Origin of the sequence: Tomitella cavernea (genome assembly GCF_016599145.1) — a bacterium.
Classification (GTDB): domain Bacteria; phylum Actinomycetota; class Actinomycetes; order Mycobacteriales; family Mycobacteriaceae; genus Tomitella; species Tomitella cavernae.
Window position 1 is genome coordinate 1 of sequence record NZ_JAENKO010000059.1, and the last position, 19,586, is coordinate 19,586.

At 69.9% G+C, this 19,586-nt stretch carries 15 protein-coding genes, 1 tRNA gene and 1 pseudogene; 8 read left to right on the forward strand and 9 right to left on the reverse strand.

The annotated features are described in order from the left end of the window. Positions 1-692: pseudogene (locus JJ683_RS16395) on the reverse strand (hypothetical protein); the annotation flags it as partial. A 115-nt stretch (positions 693-807) separates the two neighbouring features. Here JJ683_RS16395 and JJ683_RS16400 point away from each other — a divergent pair. Continuing rightward, complete coding sequence (locus tag JJ683_RS16400; RefSeq protein WP_200175689.1) at positions 808-1,344, forward strand: ribonuclease FAU-1 family protein; 537 nt, start codon at positions 808-810, stop codon at positions 1,342-1,344. Between the two features lie 32 nt (positions 1,345-1,376). Here JJ683_RS16400 and coaE read toward each other — a convergent pair whose 3' ends face one another. Beyond that, positions 1,377-2,282: a dephospho-CoA kinase gene (gene coaE, locus JJ683_RS16405; protein ID WP_307810991.1), complete on the reverse strand. Its 906-nt coding sequence runs from the start codon at positions 2,280-2,282 to the stop codon at positions 1,377-1,379. Between the two features lie 145 nt (positions 2,283-2,427). After that, positions 2,428-3,915 carry a 30S ribosomal protein S1 gene (gene rpsA, locus JJ683_RS16410; protein WP_200175692.1) on the reverse strand — a complete coding sequence of 496 codons (1,488 nt, stop codon included), beginning with the start codon at positions 3,913-3,915 and terminating at the stop codon, positions 2,428-2,430. 237 nt (positions 3,916-4,152) lie between these two features. Between rpsA and JJ683_RS16415 the strand changes: the two genes are divergently transcribed. Next, positions 4,153-5,043, forward strand: a complete 891-nt coding sequence (locus JJ683_RS16415; protein ID WP_307810992.1) for a class I SAM-dependent methyltransferase — start codon at positions 4,153-4,155, stop codon at positions 5,041-5,043. Between the two features lie 23 nt (positions 5,044-5,066). Here JJ683_RS16415 and JJ683_RS16420 read toward each other — a convergent pair whose 3' ends face one another. From JJ683_RS16420 to JJ683_RS19260, 4 genes are all read right to left on the reverse strand, one after another. Next, entirely contained in the window at positions 5,067-5,819 is a 753-nt protein-coding gene (locus JJ683_RS16420) for an amino acid ABC transporter ATP-binding protein (RefSeq protein WP_200175705.1), read from the reverse strand. A gap of 101 nt (positions 5,820-5,920) precedes the next feature. Continuing rightward, positions 5,921-6,868 carry an amino acid ABC transporter permease gene (locus JJ683_RS16425; protein ID WP_200175694.1) on the reverse strand — a complete coding sequence of 316 codons (948 nt, stop codon included), beginning with the start codon at positions 6,866-6,868 and terminating at the stop codon, positions 5,921-5,923. Further along, a complete protein-coding gene (locus JJ683_RS16430; RefSeq protein WP_372435328.1) occupies positions 6,868-7,794 on the reverse strand; it encodes an ABC transporter substrate-binding protein in 927 nt (308 codons plus the stop codon). Before JJ683_RS16430 ends, JJ683_RS16425 begins: the two co-directional genes overlap by 1 nt. Before the next feature lie 61 nt (positions 7,795-7,855). Next, entirely contained in the window at positions 7,856-8,701 is an 846-nt protein-coding gene (locus JJ683_RS19260) for a patatin-like phospholipase family protein (RefSeq protein WP_242474795.1), read from the reverse strand. Positions 8,702-8,897: 196 nt separating this feature from the next. Between JJ683_RS19260 and JJ683_RS16435 the strand changes: the two genes are divergently transcribed. The 4 genes from JJ683_RS16435 (at position 8,898) to JJ683_RS16450 (ending at position 14,555) form a co-directional block, all read left to right on the forward strand. Then, positions 8,898-11,318, forward strand: coding sequence for a glycerol-3-phosphate 1-O-acyltransferase (locus tag JJ683_RS16435; protein WP_200175697.1), 2,421 nt, complete (start codon positions 8,898-8,900; stop codon positions 11,316-11,318). After that, positions 11,315-12,781 (forward strand): HAD-IB family hydrolase, encoded by a 1,467-nt coding sequence (locus JJ683_RS16440; protein WP_307810993.1) that lies wholly within the window; start codon positions 11,315-11,317, stop codon positions 12,779-12,781. The genes JJ683_RS16435 and JJ683_RS16440 overlap by 4 nt, the downstream gene beginning before the upstream one ends. A gap of 116 nt (positions 12,782-12,897) precedes the next feature. Next, complete coding sequence (locus tag JJ683_RS16445; RefSeq protein ID WP_200175699.1) at positions 12,898-14,445, forward strand: sodium-dependent transporter; 1,548 nt, start codon at positions 12,898-12,900, stop codon at positions 14,443-14,445. Positions 14,446-14,447: 2 nt separating this feature from the next. After that, positions 14,448-14,555: a methionine/alanine import family NSS transporter small subunit gene (locus tag JJ683_RS16450; RefSeq protein ID WP_200175701.1), complete on the forward strand. Its 108-nt coding sequence runs from the start codon at positions 14,448-14,450 to the stop codon at positions 14,553-14,555. Between the two features lie 104 nt (positions 14,556-14,659). On the opposite strand, the gene polA is transcribed toward JJ683_RS16450, so the two are convergent. Both polA and JJ683_RS16460 read right to left on the reverse strand, forming a co-directional pair. After that, complete coding sequence (gene polA / locus JJ683_RS16455) at positions 14,660-17,452, reverse strand: DNA polymerase I (protein ID WP_200175702.1); 2,793 nt, start codon at positions 17,450-17,452, stop codon at positions 14,660-14,662. A 40-nt stretch (positions 17,453-17,492) separates the two neighbouring features. Beyond that, positions 17,493-18,116: an ANTAR domain-containing response regulator gene (locus tag JJ683_RS16460; RefSeq protein ID WP_200175703.1), complete on the reverse strand. Its 624-nt coding sequence runs from the start codon at positions 18,114-18,116 to the stop codon at positions 17,493-17,495. Positions 18,117-18,306: 190 nt separating this feature from the next. Between JJ683_RS16460 and JJ683_RS16465 the strand changes: the two genes are divergently transcribed. After that, positions 18,307-18,383, forward strand: a tRNA-Leu gene (locus JJ683_RS16465). A 739-nt stretch (positions 18,384-19,122) separates the two neighbouring features. Continuing rightward, positions 19,123-19,485, forward strand: coding sequence for a hypothetical protein (locus JJ683_RS16470; RefSeq protein ID WP_200175704.1), 363 nt, complete (start codon positions 19,123-19,125; stop codon positions 19,483-19,485). Positions 19,486-19,586: the final 101 nt, after the last annotated feature.

Consider the following 19,586-nt stretch of genomic DNA (forward strand, 5'->3'; position numbering starts at 1 on the left):
CCCGCCCATCGTTCGATGCGCTGCAGCGCCGCCGGCGCCGCGGCCGCGGCGCCGCCGCGTGCACGGCCCTCGACCCGGTTGGCGGCGGCCCTGCGGCCGGCCGCCGCATCCCATTTCGCCGCCGCCATGTCCACCAGATCGGTCACCGCCGTCTGCCCGAAACCGACGATGCGTCCACGCCCCTGCGACACCGGCGCCGGGGTCCAGCACAACAGCCCGAACACCTGCTCGCGCTGGTCCAATGTCAGATGGATGCCCTCGCGTCGTTCCCGCCGTACGCCACGCAGCCCGCCCCCGTGCACCACCAGCGACGCCGCGACCCGCGACCGGGTCGCTCCGAGCCGGCGGCGCAGCAGATCCACGCGGTGGTTGCGCAGCATCGCGCGCGCCCCGCCCGGCGCCGCCACCGCGCCCGCATCGAGTGCACGCAGCCGTTCCGCATCGTCGCGCAGTCCGGTGTAATCGCCGATGGCCGGCACCCCGATCCCCGCGCTGGCCCGCACGGTGAGCACCTCGCGCAGCGCGTCCCCGGAACGCCCCGCCACGATGTACAGCGCGGCCAGGTCGGACAGATCCGGCACCGGACCCGGGACCACGGAGCGCGCACACCACGTGTGCAGCGCCGCCACCCGCCCGGCCCGCTGCGCGTCCCCGTCATGTGGCGGCGCGCCGGCCGCCTGCCCTCCGTCCATCGACCTTTCGCCTCCCGTTCACCGCGTTCCCGTCCAGAATGCCGGAATCGCCGGCGACGCGCACCGCGCGGAAGTGCCCACCGGGCGGCCGCAGCCGTGCGATGCTGACGGTGCCATGAGCGACGCACCCGCCCGAGCCCCGCAAGCCGGCGCACACCCGCCCAAGCACGAGACCTTCGACTTGCGCGCACAGACCAATACCGACCCCAAGGGCTTCATTCGGCCGGTCGACGAGTACCGCACCATGCCCTGGGGCCTGTACATGGCGCGCCCGGCCGACCACGACCGATTCCACTATCTGGAGTCCTGGTTGCTCCCCGATCTGGGGCTGCGCGCATCGGTCTTCCACTTCACCCCGGGCAACGAACAGGACCAGGACCACTACGTGGACGTCGGCGTGTTCGAGGACCACGGCGGGAGGTGGACCTCCGAGGACCACTATCTGGACCTGGTGGTCCGGACCGGGACGTGCACCGAGGTGCTCGACGTCGACGAGCTCTTCGACGCCGTCGCCGCCGGTTTCCTGACCGCACGCGCGGCGGAGACCGCGGTGCTGCGCGCATTCGACGCCGTCGACGGCATCGCCGCGCACGGCCACGACCTCACTGCGTGGCTCGCGGCGCGCGGCACACCCATCGCTTTCCGCGATTGAGCCCGATCCGCCGCGGAGGGGGTGCCGGGGTCCTACGCGACGACGTCGACCGTCGCCGGGGCGCCCGGATCCGCGCTGCGAAACCGCGACGCGCCGGACCGGACGAGCCCCGCCCCCCGCATCCGTTCGGCCATCGCGTCGGCCATCACGTCGGCCGTCACATCACCGGCCGCCCGCACCGTCGCCGCGACACCCGCACCGTTCGCGTGCGCAGCGACCTCCGCCGCGTCGCCGCCGAGCGCCGCCCGCAACCGTTGCGCCAGGCGGCGTGCGGCTCCCTCGGCGCCGTCGGGGTTCGCGGCGACGGCGGCCTCCGGCGCGGGCCGCGCCGCCTCCCGTGCAGCCAGGTTGCGCATGAACGGCTCCAGCCGGTGCTCCCACAACCGCCCGACCGCGGGATCCAACGCGCCCGCGGGCCCCGAGTTGTCCAGCCACACGTCGGCCGCCGCACGCCGCTGGTCCTCAGTGGCCTGTGCGGCGATGCGCGCGCGGGCATCGGCCTCATCAAGCCCGCGGCTGCCGACGAGCCGCGACACGCGGGTCTCCTCGTCGGCGTCGACCACGACCACCAGGTGGAACAACGGCCCCATCGCACCCTCCACAAGCAGCGGAATGTCCTGCACCACAATCGATCCGGCGGGCGCTGCGTCGATGTGCTCCTGCGTGCGGGCGCCGATCAGCGGATGCAGAATCGCGTTGAGCCGCAGCCGGGAGGCCTCATCGGCGAACGCCACCGACGCCAGTGCCGGCCTGTCCAGCGCGCCGTCCCCGGTGAGGATCTCGCCGCCGAACTCCGACACCAGCTCGGCAAGCCCGCGCGTGCCCGGCTCGACGACCTCGCGGGCGATCGCGTCGGCGTCGATGACCGTCGCGCCCGCGCGCGCCAGCACCTTCGCCACCGTCGACTTGCCCGCCCCGATACCTCCGGTCAACCCCACTCTCAGCACGCCGTCGAGTCTTCCACACTGCGGGCGCCGCCCACCGGGACGGGGGCGGCGTCCGCACACAAGGCAGGGCCCCGGATCCGATCCGGATCCGGGGCCCTGCCTGCATTCCGCCGGCGTGCGCCGGGGCGTGCGTCGATCAGTTGTTGCCGGCGAGCTTCTCGCGCAGCGCGGCGAGCTGCTCGTCGCTGGCCAGCGAACCGCCGGACGTGGCCGGAGCCGGGCTGCTCGACGGCTGCGACGCGGAGGACGGCGCATCGTCGTCCTCGCCGCCCGACGAGTAGCTGCCGCCGCCCGCGGCTTCTTCCGCCGCGTCGGACGCCATCTTCTCGATCTGCGCGGTGTGCAGACGGTGACGGCGCTCCGCCTCCTGGTAGCGCGCCTCCCACGCCTGACGCTGCTCGTCGAAACCCTCGAGCCATTCGTTGGTCTCGGGGTCGAAGCCCTCGGGGAAGATGTAGTTGCCCTGCTCGTCGTAGCTGTCGGCCATGCCGTAGCGCGACGGATCGAACTCCTCCGTGTAGTCCTCGTTGGCCTGCTTGAGGCTCAGCGAGATGCGACGACGGTCCAGGTCGATGTCGATGACCTTGACCATGGCGTCGTCGCCCACGGACACGACCTGATCCGGGACCTCCACGTGGCGCTCGGCCAGCTCGGAGATGTGGACCAGGCCCTCGATGCCCTCTTCGACACGGACGAACGCGCCGAACGGCACCAGCTTGGTGACCTTGCCGGGCACGATCTGGCCGATGGCGTGCGTCCGCGCGAACTGGCGCCACGGGTCTTCCTGGGTGGCCTTGAGCGACAGGGACACACGCTCGCGGTCCATGTCGACGTCGAGCACCTCCACAGTGACCTCGTCGCCCACCGTGACGACCTCGGACGGGTGGTCGATGTGCTTCCAGGACAGCTCGGAGACGTGGACCAGGCCGTCGACGCCGCCGAGGTCGACGAACGCGCCGAAGTTGACGATGGAGGAGACGGTGCCCTTGCGGACCTGCCCCTTCTGCAACTGGTGCAGGAACTCGCTGCGGACCTCCGACTGGGTCTGCTCCAGCCAGGCACGGCGCGACAGGACCACGTTGTTGCGGTTCTTGTCCAGCTCGATGATCTTGGCCTCGATCTCCTTGCCGACGTACGGCTGCAGATCGCGGACGCGGCGCATTTCCACCAGCGAGGCGGGCAGGAAGCCGCGCAGACCGATGTCGAGGATCAGGCCGCCCTTGACGACCTCGATGACGGTGCCGGTGACGGCCTCGTCCTTCTCCTTGAGCTCCTCGATGGTGCCCCAGGCGCGCTCGTACTGAGCGCGCTTCTTCGACAGGATCAGCCGACCGTCCTTGTCCTCCTTGGTGAGGACGAGGGCCTCGACCTCGTCGCCGACGGCGACGACCTCGTTGGGATCGACGTCGTGCTTGATCGACAGCTCACGCGAGGGGATCACGCCCTCGGTCTTGTAGCCGATGTCGAGCAGCACCTCGTCACGGTCGACCTTGACGATGGTGCCCTCGACGATGTCGCCGTCGTTGAAGTACTTGATCGTCTTGTCGACTGCGGCGAGGAAGTCCTCGGCGGTGCCGATGTCGTTGACGGCAACCTGCGGCGAGGTGGAAGTAGAGGTGGGCATTGGGTGAGTAGCTCCGAAGGGGTTTGTGGTTGTGTTGGCCGGCACGCCCTGCAGTGCGGTCCGACGCATCTGTCGGTCAAGTGGCATCCCGGGCGCTGCCGGGACAATGGTATCCCGGGCGTCGCCGGGACGATGCTGCAGCCGTCGCGCGCGTCCCCCGCGACCCGTTCCGGGCCCGCGCCCACAGTGGACCAACCGAGGACACGCGCACCGCGCGACATTACTAGAGTCGCGTACGTGCAGGCAAATGTGCATTCGAACGAAGACGGAAGCGGCGAGCCCGACCGGCATCGGGGCGCCGAGGACACGCTGGGCGCAGGTCACGTGATACGCGTTGACCTGGGCTCCCGGGACAGTGAGCGGGCCAGTCGGCTTTGGTGGGACGCCGACGCCGACGACTACCACCGGACCCACGCCGGATTCCTCGGTGTCGATGCCGAGGACGGCGACTTCCTCTGGTGCCCCGAGGGGCTGCGCGAGGCCGACGCGCAGCTGCTCGGCCCCACCGCGGGCCTGGCCGGCATGCGGATCCTGGAGGTGGGCTGCGGCTCGGCGCCCTGCGCCCGGTGGCTGGCCGCGCAGGGCGCGGACGTGGCGGGGCTGGACCTGTCGATGGCGATGCTGCGCCGCGGCGCGCAGGCGAGGGCGGGTGGGCGACGGGTGCCGTTGATCCAGGCCGGCGCCGAGCGCCTGCCGGTGCGCACCCACAGCTTCGACGCGGTGTGCTCGTCGTTCGGCGCGGTGCCCTTCGTCGCCGACTCCGCGGGCCTGATGAGTGAGGCGGCGCGGGCACTGCGCCCCGGCGGCCGGTGGGTGTTCTCCGTCAACCACCCGATGCGCTGGGTGTTCCCCGACGACCCCGGCCCCGTCGGCCTCACTGCGGCGGTGCCGTACTTCGACCGCGCCCCGTACGTGGAGGTCGACGACGACGGCCGGCCGATCTACGTGGAGCACCACCGGACCATCGGCGACAGGGTCCGCGAGATCACCGCGGCCGGCCTGGTGCTCGAGGACATCGTGGAACCCGAGTGGCCGGAGCACCTCGAACGCGAATGGGGCCAGTGGAGCCCGCTGCGCGGACGCCTCTTCCCGGGCACCGCGATCTTCTGCTGCCGCAAGCCGGAGTGACGCGGGACCGGAGCACGCGCCCCTCAGAGCAGTTTGGACAGGAACGCCTGGGTGCGCTCGTGCTGCGGGTTCTCGAGCAGCGCGCGCGGCGGCCCGGATTCCACCACCACTCCCCCGTCCATGAACACCAGGGTGTCCGCCACCTCGCGGGCGAACGCCATCTCGTGGGTCACCACCACCATCGTCATACCCGCGGCGGCGAGGTTCTTCATCACCCCGAGAACCTCGCCCACCAGCTCCGGGTCGAGCGCCGACGTGGGTTCGTCGAAGAGCATCAGCTTGGGCTCCATCGCCAGTGCCCGGGCGATGGCCACCCGCTGCTGCTGGCCGCCGGAGAGCTGCGCGGGGTAGGCGTCGGCCTTGGCGGCCAGGCCCACCTGCGCGAGCAGTGCGGAAGCCCTCTCGACGGCGTCCTTCCTGCGTAGCCTCCGGACCAGCATGGGCGCCTCGATCACGTTCTCCAGCGCGGTGCGGTGCGGGAACAGGTTGAAGTGCTGGAACACCATGCCGATCTCGCGACGCTGCCGAGCCGCCTTCGCGGGATGCAGCTCGTAGAGGCGGCCGCCGCGCTCGCTGTAGCCGACCAGCTCGCCGTCCACATAGAGCCGCCCCGCGTCGACCCTCTCGAGGTGGTTGATGCAGCGCAGAAAAGTGGACTTGCCGGAGCCGGACGGACCGATCAGGCACAGCACCTTTCCCCGCTGCACCTCGAGCGAGACGCCCTTGAGCACCTTGAGCGCCCCGTAGTTCTTGCAGACCTGATCGGCGAGCACCATCGGCGGCGCCTGCTCCCCCGCGCGCGTGGTCCCCTCGTCCCGCGTGGTCCCCTCGTCCCGCGTGGTCCCCTCGTCCCGCGTGGTCCCCTCGTCCCTCGTCATCAGTGCGCCCCCGTCGCCTCGGCCTGTTCACGTTCAAGCGCCCTCCGCTGGCGTGGGGTGAGCGTGCGGCTGGCCCCCTTGGAGAAGTGCCTCTCCAGGAAGTGCTGCCCGATCATGAGCACGCTCGTGATCGCCAGATACCAGGTGGCGGCGACGAGCAACAGCGGGATGGGCTCGAAGATCACCCCGGCGATATCGCGTTGACGGCCGTAGAGCTCGAGCGTGTATGGCACGGCGCTCACCAGCGACGTGGTCTTGAGCATGCCGATCAACTCGTTGCCGGTCGGCGGGATGATCACTCGCATCGCCTGCGGCAGCACCGTACGCCGCATGGTCTGCCACCAGGTCATCCCCAGCGCGATCGACGCCTCCGTCTGGCCCTCGTTGACCGACGAGATGCCGGCGCGGACGATCTCCGCCATGTACGCCGCCTCGTTGAGCCCCAGCCCGACGATCGCGAAGACGAACGCCGCATTGAGGTCCTGCAGGTCGATGTGCGTGAACTGGTAGACGAACGGGATCCCCACGTCGAGCCGCTTGTAGATGGCCGGGAACAGCCCCCAGAACACCAGCTGCACATATACTGGTGTGCCGCGGAAGAACCACACGAACAGCCACGACGAGCCGCGCAGGACCGGGTTGGGCGAGAGCCGCATCACCGCGAGCACCACGCCCAGAACGACCGCGAGCGCCATGGACAGGACCGTCAGCTGGACGGTGTTCCACGCGGCGCTGCTGATGCGTTCATCGAACAGGTAACGCCCGTAGGTGCCCCACCCGTACGCCTCGTTGGTGGCAGCGCCGTAGACGAACAACGCGAACAGCACCACGATGATCACGGCCGCCGCCCAGCGCCCCGGGCGCCGCAGTGGCACGGCCCGGATGGGAGCCGGTTCCGCCGCCACCGTGCTGCGCGAGCCGGACCGGGATTCGTCGGGACCGGTCATCACGCGGCCGCGTTGATTCGCGAGGTCGTGATCATTCCTGCCTCCACTCCCCAGTCGTCGGCAATGGTGCGATACATGCCGCTGTCGATGAGATACTGCATCGCCTCCTGCAGCGCGGGCCCCAACGGCGAGCCCTTGCGCACCGGCCAGCCGTACGGCGCGGAATCCTTCACCGGGCCCGCGAAGGCCAGACGGCCGTCGGCGCGCTTGATCGCGTACGCCGTGACCGGCAGGTCTGCGGAGAACGCGTCGACCCGGCCGAGCAGCAACGCGTTGGTGGCGTCCGCCTGGCTCAAGTATTTGATCTTGTGCACGGGCGGCTTGCCCGCCGCCTCGCACGCCGCACTCGCCTCGGGAACCTCCACGATGTCCTCAGTGGTCCCGGTCTGCACCGCGACGCGCAGGCCGCAGGCGTCGCCGGGGTCGATGTGGTCGCCGGTCCTCTGCGCCCACCGGATGCCGGACCGGTAATAAGTGACGAAGTCGACGGCGTTCTCCCGCTCGAGCGTGTCCGTGAACGACGACATGCCCAGGTCGTACGTGCCCGCCTGGACCGCGGGGATGATCTTGTCGAAGTCGGCCTGCTCGTAGCGCACTGTCAAGTCGAGCACCGCCGCAACCGCGTTCATCAGGTCCACGTCGAATCCGACGATCGTGCCCGACGGATCCTTGAACTCGTTGGGCGCGTACGGCGGGTTGGTGCCCACCACCAGCCGGCCGGCGGCGCGGATCTGCTGCGGCACGAGTGCGGCGATGGACGGGACCGGCTCGATGTGCAATGGGGTGCGCTCCGGCACGGTGCCGTCGTTGTTCGTGACGCAGCCCGCCAGCAGCAGTGCCAGCGCGCCCAGCAGGGCGGTACACGCGGCCGCCCACCGCGCAGGGCGGCGTCCCGCTACGGGCCCCGCCTGCGCGGACACCTCCACTGAACTGCGCTCCGGCACGCGGACAGGGTACGCGTCGCCCGCGCTTCCCCCGGACACCGACCTACAGCGACAGCGCGATGCCCACGCGCATCGCCTCGGCACGGCCCTGCCGCAGACCAGCGTCCACCGCAGGCCGCCGCGTGGACGGGTCCATCGGATCGACCCCGATGGCGTTGAGCGACGCGGCATCCGGGTCGATCACCGCGCTGCGCACGGTGGCCCCCAGCTCGGCGAGTTCAGCGTCGAGGCCCGGCCCTGCCAGCGACACGGTGAACGGTGCGACGACGAGGACCTCGGTGCATCCGGCGGCCTGGCCGGCGTGCGTGGGCGAGGCCATCCCGCCGTCGAAGTACTGCCGGCCGTCGACGGTGACCAAAGGAAAAACACCCGGCACCGCGCACGAGGCGGCCACCGCATCCGCTAGCACCACGCCGGAGGACCGGTCCCACACGCGCACCGCGCCCGTCTGCGCGTCCACACCCGTCACGCGAAGGTCCACGTCCTGCGGCCAGGCGCCGGGCACCATGGCAGTCATCGACGCGACGTACGGCCCCTCCGGCACGGTCTGCGCGGCCCGCGCCAGCGCGCCCATGCGGCGCAGCAACTCGTCGCGGGTGCCCGGCGTGCCCAGCACTTCCGCCCACGCGTCCGAGTCCGCCGTCAGCGGGGTCCTGTCCGCGCGGGCGCCGTCGCCACCGGACGTCCGCGGGTTGCGCTGCTCCTCGAGCATCTCCGCCACGTCGACCCCCGCCGCCAGCGACGCGCCCACCACCGAGCCCGCCGAGGTCCCGACGAACCGGGAGACGCCGCCCAGGTGCACGCCGACCTCCGCGAGACCCGCGATCACTCCGACCTCCCACGCGATCCCGGCCACTCCGCCTCCCCCGAGCACCACTGCCAGCGCCATCTGCCGCCTCCTGACCTCGCACGCCCCGGGAACGCCGCCCGCCCCTCGGAACCTACCCGCAGCGCCCGCCGGTCGCCCGCGCATTCGTGCGCAACCGGGTTCCAGCGCCCGCACACCCGGTAGGTTCATCGATGCGGCGGGTGGCGACGCGGTTCCCCCGCCGAAACGAGCGTTCCGGCGCGGCGAGGAGGGATCGATGGGTACCGGGGGTCCGGAGACGGTGGTGCTGGCACAGACGTCCACGCCACTGGAACGCCGGCTGATCGAACAATGGCTCAGCGAGGGCGCGCCTGGTCACGACGGGATCGCGCCGGGCACCGCCGTGCGCAGCCTGCCGCTGTCGGCACGTCGGCTGGCCGCCGCTCTGGTGGACCGCACGGACGACCCGCTGCTGCTCCCCGCGAAGATCACCTGGCTTCCCCCGGAGCGGGGCGGCAGCCGCAGCGCGCGCATCAGCGACGTCATCGCGTTGACCAACCCACGTAACCCCAACCGGCTGATCCAGCGGCACATCGTCAAATCCGCCCCCGACCGCTGGCGGGTCGTCACCGGCGAGCCCGCGCCGCTGACCGAGCTGCGGGCCCGCTACGCGGCCCTCACGGCCTGCGAAGACGGCGGCTCGCCCGACTCGGCCGCCGCGGCGCCGGCGGGTTCTGCAGGCTCCGCGCCGCCGCGAACGGTGACCACGCCCCAGGCCGGCGCGTTCGCGCGGTTCATCGTCAACACCGCGGTCGTGACGCTCGCGCGCAGCGAACGCGAACTGCTCGGCGAGCGCTACAAAGTCCCGCGGGTGGTGGCCGAGCAGATCATGGATTCGCCCCGGTTCCGGCGCCGCGTCGAGGAGCTGGGCCGCGAGCAGGGCCTGACGGAGAAGCAGTCGCTGGAGCACGCGCAGGCCAGCCTGGACAGCCTCGTCGCCGTGCAGAGCCGCCTGGTCTCCGACGTCTTCACGCAGATCATGCACCCGCTCTACGGGAACGCGTGGACGGTGGACGCCGACGCATCGCGGCTGGCGGAACTGCGCGAGCTCAACAAGGCGCGGCCGCTGGTGTTCCTGCCGTCGCACCGGTCCTACGCCGACGCGTTCGTCCTGGGCGACGTCCTGGCCCGCAACGACTTTCCGCGCAACCACCTGCTGGGCGGCGCAAACCTGCAATTCTGGCCGATCGGCGCCATCGCCAAGCGCACCGGCACCGTGTTCATCCGGCGCAGCTTCGGCGACGACACCATCTACAAGGCCGCGCTGGAGGAGTACTTCGCCCACCTGCTGTCCAAGCGGTTCAACCTGGAGTGGTACTTCGAAGGCGGGCGCACCCGCACAGGCAAGCTCCGCAAACCCAAGTACGGTCTGCTCGCCTACGTCGCGAACTCTGTGCGCAGCGGCAGGGTGGACGACGCGCTCCTCGTTCCGGTATCCATCACCTACGAGCGCATGGCCGAGGTGGGCGCGGTGGCCGCCGAGCAGATGGGCGCAGCCAAGCAGCCGGAGGGGCTCAAGTGGATGGCCCGCTATGCCCGCGGGCAGCAGCGGCGCGCGGGGAACGTGTACGTGCGATTCGGCGATCCGATCTCACTGCGCGACCACCTCGCCGCCTCCGGCGACCCGGACCTGGCACCCGTACCGGACGCCGGGGACACGCCCGGCGAGCACGACGCCCGCGCCCGCCTGGCGCTGCAGAAGACGGGGATCGAGGTGGCGGTGGGCATCAACCGGGCCACCCCGGTCACCATCAACTCGCTCGTCACCCTGGCGCTGCTGGGCGTCCGCGACCGCGCGCTGACACTGAGCGAGGTGGCCGCCATCATCGCGCCCGTCCGCGAATACCTGGACCGGCGCGGAATCCCCCAGGGTGAACTCTCCGTCCTCGACACCGACGCCGGGCTGGCGAACGTTCTCCGCCGGCTGGCGGACGGCGGTGTCGTCACCGTCTACGACGGCGGTGTCGAGCCCGTCTACGCCATCGAACCGGGCCAGCACATCGTCGCCGCCTTCTACCGCAACAGCGGCATCCACTGGTTCGTCAACCGCGCGATACTCGAGCTGGCCATCGTGCACGCGCACCAGAGCGCCTACAGCGATCCGGCCCGCGCCGGCTGGGAGGAGTCCAAGCGGCTGCGCGACCTGCTGAAGTTCGAGTTCTTCTTTCCTGAACGCGACACCTTCGAGGCCGAGCTGACCGCCGAGCTCGAACTGGTGGCCCCGGAGTGGCGCAGCGCGATGCCGTCGGCCGACGTGGTGCTCGAGCGGCTTGTCGGCACCGGCTTCTTCATGGCGCACCGGACGCTCCGCTCGTTTTTCGGCGCCCAGCTGGTGGTCGCCGAGCGGCTGGCGGCCAGGCCGCCCGAAACGCCGTTCGACCGTGCCGCATTCCTCACCGAATGCTCGGCCGTGGGCCGCCAGATGCTGCTGCAAGGGCGCCTGTACGGACCGGAGTCGCTGTCGCTGGAACTGTTCGCCGCCGCGGTCCAGCTGGCCGACAACCGCGGCCTGCTGGGCCCCGGCGGACAGGAGCTGACGGGCGGACGTGAACAGTTCGCGGAGCAGCTGCGCTCGATCAGCAGGGCGCTGGCCGTCACCGAGTCCCTCGACGTCTCCAACCGGAAGGAACAACCGTGACCGCCGACGACACCACCATCGGCACCGCGACCCGGCCGCTCGACGGGGCGCTGGCACGCATCGCCGCCGCCCCCGACGGCCCCGGCGTGGCGGCGATGTTCGACTTCGACGGCACCATCGTCCACGGGTATTCCGGCGTGCACTTCTTCCGCGACCGCCTGACGGCCGGCAAGGTGGGGCCGCGCGAACTCCTCGGCACGGCCGTCAACGGGCTGCGCGGCACGGACAGCGAGGCCGAGTTCGAACGCTTCGTCGCCGTCGCCTTCCGCGCGTGGGCCGGTCACACCGAGGACGAGCTGCAGCAGGTGGGGCGCGGCGTCTTCGAGAACACCCTGGCCGGGCTGATCTACCCGGAGGCCTGGCGGCTCATCGAAGCGCACAAGCGCAAAGGACACACCCTCGTCATCGCGTCATCGGCGTCGCGCTACCAGTTCGAGGCCGCGGCCGAGGCGCTCGGCGTGGACCACCTCCTCTTCACGCCTCTCGAAGTGGCGGACGGGGTCCTCACAGGGAAGGTGGACGGCGCGTCACTGTGGCGCAGCGGCAAGGCCCGGGCCGCACGCGCGTTCGCCGCCGCGCACGGCATCGACACCGCCGCAAGCTTCACCTATTCCAACGGCGGCGAGGACGTCGAGTTCCTCACCACCATGGGCCACCCCACGGCGGTGAATCCGGACAAGAACCTCACACGTGCTGCCGACGAACACGGCTGGCCGGTGCTGCGGTTCCGGCCGCGCGGTGCGTACAACGTCAAGGACCTCGCACGCACCGCCGCGTCGCTGGGCACGCTGGCCGGGTCGGTGGGCGCCGGGGTGGGGCTGGGCCTGCTCAACCTCGACCGCCGTCTGGGCATCGATGCCGTGTCCGCCATCGCGCCGGAGACGATGCTCGCGACCGCCGGAGTGCGCGTGGACATCCGTGGCGAGGACAACGCATGGAAGACGCGGCCGGCGGTGTTCATCTTCAACCATCAGAGCTTCCTCGACACCGTGCTCATCGCCCGGGTGCTGCGCGAGGGGTTCACCGGGGTCACCAAGAAGGAGATGGCGACCAACCCGCTGTTCGGACCGCCCCTCCGCATCGCCGGGGCCACCTTCGTGGACCGGCGGAACACCGACAAGGCCAAAGAAGCGCTGCGGCCGGTGGTCGACACCCTGCGGTCGGGAACGTCGCTGGTCGTCTCCCCCGAGGGCACCCGCTCGCTGACCCCGTCGATCGGCCGGTTCAAGAAGGGCGCCTTCCACATCGCGATCCAGGCCGGCGTGCCCGTCGTCCCCATCGTCATCCGCAATGCCGGCGAGCTCATGGCCAAGGGCGCCAAGCTGGTGCGCTCGGGCACCGTGGACATCGCGGTCCTGCCCCCCATCGACGTCGCCGACTGGGACCCGGCTGATCTGCAACCGCACATCGACGTGGTCGAATCCCTTTACCGCGATACGCTCAACGACTGGCCGCGCGGATGAGAGGGTGATCGTGCGAAGCTGAGAGGCCGCCACAGGCCCGGCGCCGTGCGTTCCGGGGTGGTGTCATGCCCGCGGTCGCATCAGGGGCGGTCTGCACAGATGAGAAAGGGAACGCGATGACACAACCGGCCGACGCCGAACTGTCGCCGGGCCGCGAGGCCTGGTCCAGACGTTCGGTATTCATCCTCGCCGCGATCGGGTCCGCCGTGGGCCTGGGCAACATCTGGCGTTTCCCGTACGTCGCCTACTCCAACGGCGGCGGCGCGTTCATGATCCCTTACCTGGTGGCGCTGCTCACCGCCGGCATCCCGCTGCTGTTCCTGTACTACTCGATCGGCCACCGGTTCAAAGGCTCCCCGCCGCTGGCCTTCCGGCGCATGTCCAAACGGGCCGAGGGCCTGGGCTGGTGGCAGGTGGGGATCTGCTTCGTCATCGCCGTCTACTACGCGGTCATCATCGCCTGGGCGGCGCGCTTCGCCATCTTCTCCGCCAAAGGCGATCTGTCCAGCCCGGAGAAGGCGGGCTCGGCCTTCTCGGATCTCACCCAGTCGGATCAGTCGTCGTTGGGGTTCGACTACGTTGCGGGAGTCGCGTGGCCGCTGCTGATCACGTGGATCGTCGTGATCGGGATCCTCGCGTTCGGCGTGCAGAAAGGCATCGGCGCCACGTCGCAGTTCTTCGTGCCGGTTCTGGTGGTCCTGTTCATCGCGGTGGTCATCCGGGCACTGTTCCTCGACGGCTCGGGCGCCGGACTCGACGCCCTGTTCACACCCGACTGGGGCGCGCTCTCCGACTCATCGGTGTGGATCGCCGCGTACGGCCAGATCTTCTTCTCGCTGTCTGTCGGCTTCGGCATCATGATCACCTACTCGTCGTATCTCAAGCGCAAGACCAACCTCACCGGCGCGGGCCTGGTGGTCGGATTCTCCAACAGCGCGTTCGAGATCCTCGCAGGCATCGGCGTGTTCGCCGCGCTCGGCTACATGGCCGCGGTCCAGGGCGTGCCGGTGATCGACGTGGCGGACAGCGGCATCGGCCTCGCCTTCGTCGCTTTCCCCACGATCATCTCCACGATGTGGGGCGGCTCGATATTCGGCCTGCTGTTCTTCATCTCGCTGATCTTCGCCGGCATCACCTCGCTGGTGAGCATCATCGAGGTGATCATCTCCGCCGTGCGCGACAAGACGGGAATGGGCCGGGTGCCCGCGACGATCCTCGTCGGCGCCGCGGCGACCATCGTCTCGATGGTCTTCTTCCCCACTCGCAGCGGCGTCACGGTTCTCGACACCGTCGACCACTTCGTCAACGAGTTCGGCATCGTCGGGGCCGCGCTGACCTCGGTCATCGTCGTCACCTGGTTGCTGCGGAAGCTGCCGAGCCAGCGCGACCACCTCAACGGGGTCTCCTCGTTCAAGCTCGGCTGGATCTGGATGGCCTGCGTCGGCGTGATCACCCCGATCGTCCTGGCGTACATGCTCATCGACCAGATCATCGACACCGTGCAGAACGGGTACGGCGACTACGGCGGCGGGCTCGTCGCCGGATTCGGATGGGCGTTGCAGATCGCGCTCATCGTCATCGCGGTGGCAGTCGGCTTCACCGGGTGGCACAAGTCCGCGGACACCCCCGTGGAATCCGACGACGCCGTCGCAGTGAGGAGCTGATCATGGGCGCATCCGCCATCGTGATGATGATCGTGGCATTGGTGACCGTGTGGGGCGGGCTGCTGGTCAGCATCGTCCACCTGCACAACCACCCCGACGAGGAGGAGTAGCACTCTCCTCACCGCCACCGAGTGGGGCGTTTTTCGGTGATCATCGCGATCTGAGCACCGGAGAACGCCCCACTCGGCGTACCTGACGCCCGCCGACGGAACGTCTAGTGCGCCGCCTCGTCCCAGGTGCGGCCGGCCCCGATGGACACCTCCAACGGCACCGACAGCTCGATGACGCCCGACATCTCGGCGCGGAGCAGCTCCTCCACCCGTGCACGCTCGGCCGCCACCACCTCCACGACCAGCTCGTCGTGCACCTGCAGCAGCACACGCGAACGCAGCTGCTCGGCAGCGAGCGCGCGCTGCAGGTTGATCATGGCGACCTTGATGATGTCGGCCGCACTGCCCTGGATCGGCGCGTTGAGGGCCGCCCGCTCGGCGATTTCGCGGCGCTGACGATTGTGGCTGTTCAGGTCCGGCAGGTAGCGGCGCCGGCCATAGATGGTCTCGGTGTAGCCATCCTTGCGGGCCTGCTCCACCACCTCGTGCAGGTAGTCGCGCACCCCGCCGAACCGTGCGAAGTACGCGTCCATCTGCTCCTTCGCCTCGCCCGCGGAAATCTTGAGCTGCTGGGCCAAGCCGTAGGCGCTGAGCCCGTACGCCAGGCCGTAGCTCATCGCCTTGACGCGGCGGCGCAGGTCCGCGGTGACCTCGTCGATGGGCACCCCGAAGGCCCGGGCCCCCACGAAGTTGTGCAGGTCCTCCCCGGAGCGGAACGCCTCGATGAGCCCCTCGTCGCCGGACAGGTGCGCCATGATGCGCATCTCGATCTGCGAGTAGTCCGCGGTGACGAGGGTGTCGAACCCCCCGCCCACCACGAAGCCGTGGCGGATCTGCCGGCCCGCCTCCGTGCGCACCGGGATGTTCTGCAGGTTCGGCTCGGTGGACGAGAGCCGCCCGGTGGCGGCGACGTTCTGATTGAACGTGGTGTGGATGCGCCCGTCGTCGGCGACCGTCTTGAGCAGCCCGTCCACGGTGACCTTGAGGCGGGTGGCGTCGCGGTGCTCCAGCAGGTGTTCGAGAAACGGGTGCCCCGTCTTCTCGAACAGCGTCTGCAGCGCGTCGGCGTCGGTGGTGTAGCCGGTCTTGGTGCGTTTGGTCTTGGGCATGTCGAGCTTGTCGAACAGCACCGCCTGGAGCTGCTTGGGCGATCCGAGGTTGATCTGTTCGCCGTCGATGGCCGCGTAGGCGGCGTCCGCGGCCTCCGTGACCCGTGCGGCGAACTCGGAGCGCAGGTTGTGCATGTGGTCCGCGTCGACGGCGATGCCGGCGGCCTCGAGTTCCGCCAGGACGAACAGCATCGGCAATTCGATGTCCGCGAGCAGCGGGCCCGCCTCGATGGCGTCCAACTCGGCGTCGAACGCCGCAGCGAGGTCGAGCGTGGCGCGGGCCCGCAGCATCTGCTGCTGGGCGTCGCGCTGCAGCGCCGACTCGTCGGCGTCCGGGTCCGCCGTGCCGCCGGCATCGAGCAGGGCCATCTGCTGATCGTCGCCGGGGTCGTCGGCCCGGAGCTCGCGCTGCAGGTACCGGAGCGAAAGGTCTTCCAGGTCGAACTTGCGCTGTCCCGGCCGCAACAGATACGCGGCCAGCACCGTGTCGCTGGTGACCCCGCCCAGCGTCCAGCCCCGCCCGCGCAGCGCGTGGATCGCCCACTTGCCGTCGTGCAGCGCCTTGGGCCGGGTCTCGTCGGCGAGCCACGTACCCAGCGCCTCCTCGTCCTCCGGGGACAGCGCGGTGGTCCGCACGTAGCCGCCGGCGCCGTCGGCCGCGGCGAACGCCAGCGCCTCCGCATCGGCGCCGTACACCTTGTGCGGCGAAACGACGGTGATCCCGTGCCGCGCACCGGGGCCGGCGTGCTCGGACAGCCACGCGGAGAGCGCGCCGGGGACGATCACCTCGCCGTGCACGTCGAAGCCCTCGTCGGCCTCCGGCTCAGTGGACGTGAGGGTGGCGAAGAGTCGGTCGCGCAGGACCGCGAACTCGAGCCGGTCGAACACTTCGTGGATCCGCTCACGGTCCCACGGGGCCACCTCGAGCTGGTCCGGCGTGTACTCCAAGTGCATATCGCGGACCATCTCGGTGAGGTCGCGGTTGGTGAGCACCTGGGCGAGGTGTTCGCGCAGCGACTCGCCCACCTTGCCGCGCACCTCGTCGGCGTGCTCCACCAGACCGTCGAGCGAACCGTACTCGCGGATCCACTTGGCGGCCGTCTTCTCCCCCACCCGCGGGATGCCGGGGAGATTGTCGCTGGGGTCGCCGCGCAGTGCCGCGTAGTCCGGGTACTGGACGGGAGTGAGCCCGTACTTGCCCTCGACCTCCTCCGGCGTGAAGCGGACCAGGTCGGAGACGCCCTTCTTGGGGTAGAGCACCGTGACGTCGTCGGTGACCAGCTGCAGCGAGTCCCGGTCGCCGGTGCACACCAGCACCCGGTACCCGAGCTGCTGCGCCTGCGTAGCGAGCGTGGCGATGATGTCGTCCGCCTCGAACCCGTCGACTTCCATCGTGCGGATGTTCAGCGCCTCCAGCACCTCCTTGGCCAGCGGCACCTGGCCGGAGAACTCGTCCGGCGACTTGGCACGGTTGGCCTTGTACTCGGGGAACTTCTCGGAGCGGAACGTCTTGCGCGACACGTCGAACGCTGCGGCCACGTGCGTGGGGGCCTCGTCGCGCAGCAGGTTGATGAGCATCGAGGTGAACCCGTAGACGGCGTTGGTGTGCTGGCCCGTGGAGGTGGAGAAGTTCTCCACCGGCAGGGCGTAGAACGCGCGATACGCCAGCGAATGCCCGTCCAGCAGCAGCAGAACCGGGCGCGCCTCACCCGGCCCGGATGCGGCGCCCGGCGCTGCGCCGGAGACGTCGGGCTTGCTGGACGCGGGACTCTTCGCTGCGGGACTCACGCCGACGAGTCTATGTGCCCGCTCCGACGACCATCGCCCCCTATGTCGAGTCGCCGATGGTGTCGACGATCGTCTTCGCCACCGCCTTCATGGTGGTGCGCCGATCCATGGCCGCGCGCTGGATCCACGCGAATGCCTGGGGCTCGGTCATCGCGTCGGCGGCCATAAGCACGGACTTGGCGCGCTCGATGAGCTTGCGGGCGTCGAGCCTGTCGGCCAGGTCCTGCACCTCGCGTTCGAGGGCGTGCAGCTCGGCGAACCTGCTGACGGCGAGTTCCACCGCGGGCACCAGGTCGGAGACGAAGAACGGCTTGACCAGGTAAGCCATGGCACCGGCGTCACGCGCGCGCTCCACCAGTTCCCGCTGGCTGAACGCGGTGAGGATCACGACCGGGGCGATGCGGCGCGCCGCGATCTCCGAGGCCGCGTCGATGCCGTCTCGGCGGGGCATCTTGACGTCCATGATGACCAGGTCCGGCTTCAGCTCGGCAGCCAGATCCACGGCCCGCTGCCCGTCGGCGGCCTCCCCCACCACCCGGTAGCCGACCTCGGTGAGCATCTCGACCAGGTCCAGGCGGATGAGGGCCTCGTCCTCTGCGACGAGCACCCGACGGGGCTGCTGTACCGCCCGATCCCTACCGGCGTGCGCGGAGTCGTCCGCCATTTACGCTGCCCTCCGCTTCATCGATCGCCTGCATGCACCGCGCCCGAGACCGTGCATCGCGCTCGGAACAAATCCTATGGCCAGGGCGCCCGGGCCGGACGCGGGAGGCGCGATCAGCCCGACTCACCCGACCCGCTAGGCTGCTAACCGCACACTGCGCACGCAGTGCGGCGGCATAGCGGAGCTGCACGCCCCCGTAGCCCAATTGGCAGAGGCAACGGATTCAAAACCCGTCCAGTGTCGGTTCGAGTCCGACCGGGGGCACCACCAACCACCCGTAACAACGCCCGATCACCAACCCACCAGAGGACGGCCGGGGGTCTGACGTGGGGTGCGACCCGAACGCCGACCCACGATGCCGCCGCAGGATCGAGTCCCGGATCCGGATACTGATGCCGGCCGCTCCGTTTACGTATGCACGCGAGCAGAATCGGGTCGCGCCGCTCAGCGCAGGGGCAGTCGGTTTCTGACAGTTTCAGGCATGGACTTGCCGGGGAATGCGTCACCCGAACTTCACGGCCGCCCATTCCTCGAGTGGTCGCGACCGCTCCGGGTGTCCGAAGCGAAAGGGCGCGGCACGCGTGCGCGTCGATGCGGACCGAGAGCGTGCGGCATCGAAACAGTGCCCACAGGACTCTCACGCACTCGGATGGGGTCGACAGTGCCCCAGCGGCGGCGCGAACAGGACGACGAACCGGGTCGGCTGCCGTCGTCGGACAATGACAATGCGGCGGGGCCGACCGCATAGGGCCGGCCCCGCCGCATTGGAGTCAGAGCCCGAGAGTACTTCCGAGCCCTCCCAGCAGTGCTACGACGGTGGCCGCGAGCGTCAGGCCGAGTGAAGCGAGAATCATTTTTATCCTTTCATCGGAACCTTCGTACACGTTTCATCATCGTGTTTAATTACTCGGAAGTCAATGGTCCGACGAGGCTCACCTAATGTGCCCGCGAAACATCTTCGGTGCCTCACGTACCGATGCCCGCGAAAGTGACGATGCTCAGGGGCATGGGAAGTGGGTTGTCCATGGCCGCGCGAGCGGAGATCACCGCGAAGTACGCCCGGCAGTACGCCCGGGCGTCGCAGAAGGACAAGGGCCGGTTGCTCGACGAGGTCGTGGCGGTCACCGGCTGGTCGCGCGACAACGCCCGCCGGCAGTTGCGGGCCGCCGCGAAGCCACGGCCGGCGCGCCCGCGTCGGCGGCGCCGGCCCCGTAAGTATTCCTACGACGCGCTCAAAGTGCTCCAACGCGTGTGGGCGTTCTCGGGCTACGAGTGCGGCAAGTACCTGGCCGCGGCCATGCCGACGCTGCTCGACTCGCTCGAACGCCACGGTGAGCTCGTGGCCGGAAAGCGGCTCTTCAGCTCTTAGAGTGCGTTGATGCGTGCGGCGAGTTGGCCGGAGTGCAGTAGTGATCGCAAGATGTAGTGGTCGAGGTTGCGGAAGCCTTGAGCGATGCCGCGTAGGTGTTC

Excerpts from the sequence above, each read along its gene's own strand:
- JJ683_RS16420 (WP_200175705.1), bottom strand. The coding sequence starts at position 5,819 with ATGGTGCTCGCCGATCAGGTCTGCAAGAACTACGGGGCGCTCAAGGTG.
- JJ683_RS16445 (WP_200175699.1), top strand. The coding sequence starts at position 12,898 with ATGACACAACCGGCCGACGCCGAACTGTCGCCGGGCCGCGAGGCCTGG.
- JJ683_RS16470 (WP_200175704.1), top strand. The coding sequence starts at position 19,123 with ATGGGAAGTGGGTTGTCCATGGCCGCGCGAGCGGAGATCACCGCGAAG.
- JJ683_RS16425 (WP_200175694.1), bottom strand. The coding sequence starts at position 6,868 with ATGACCGGTCCCGACGAATCCCGGTCCGGCTCGCGCAGCACGGTGGCG.
- JJ683_RS16450 (WP_200175701.1), top strand. The coding sequence starts at position 14,448 with ATGGGCGCATCCGCCATCGTGATGATGATCGTGGCATTGGTGACCGTG.
- JJ683_RS16400 (WP_200175689.1), top strand. The coding sequence starts at position 808 with ATGAGCGACGCACCCGCCCGAGCCCCGCAAGCCGGCGCACACCCGCCC.
- JJ683_RS16435 (WP_200175697.1), top strand. The coding sequence starts at position 8,898 with ATGGGTACCGGGGGTCCGGAGACGGTGGTGCTGGCACAGACGTCCACG.
- rpsA (WP_200175692.1), bottom strand. The coding sequence starts at position 3,915 with ATGCCCACCTCTACTTCCACCTCGCCGCAGGTTGCCGTCAACGACATC.
- JJ683_RS16460 (WP_200175703.1), bottom strand. The coding sequence starts at position 18,116 with ATGGCGGACGACTCCGCGCACGCCGGTAGGGATCGGGCGGTACAGCAG.
- JJ683_RS19260 (WP_242474795.1), bottom strand. The coding sequence starts at position 8,701 with ATGGCGCTGGCAGTGGTGCTCGGGGGAGGCGGAGTGGCCGGGATCGCG.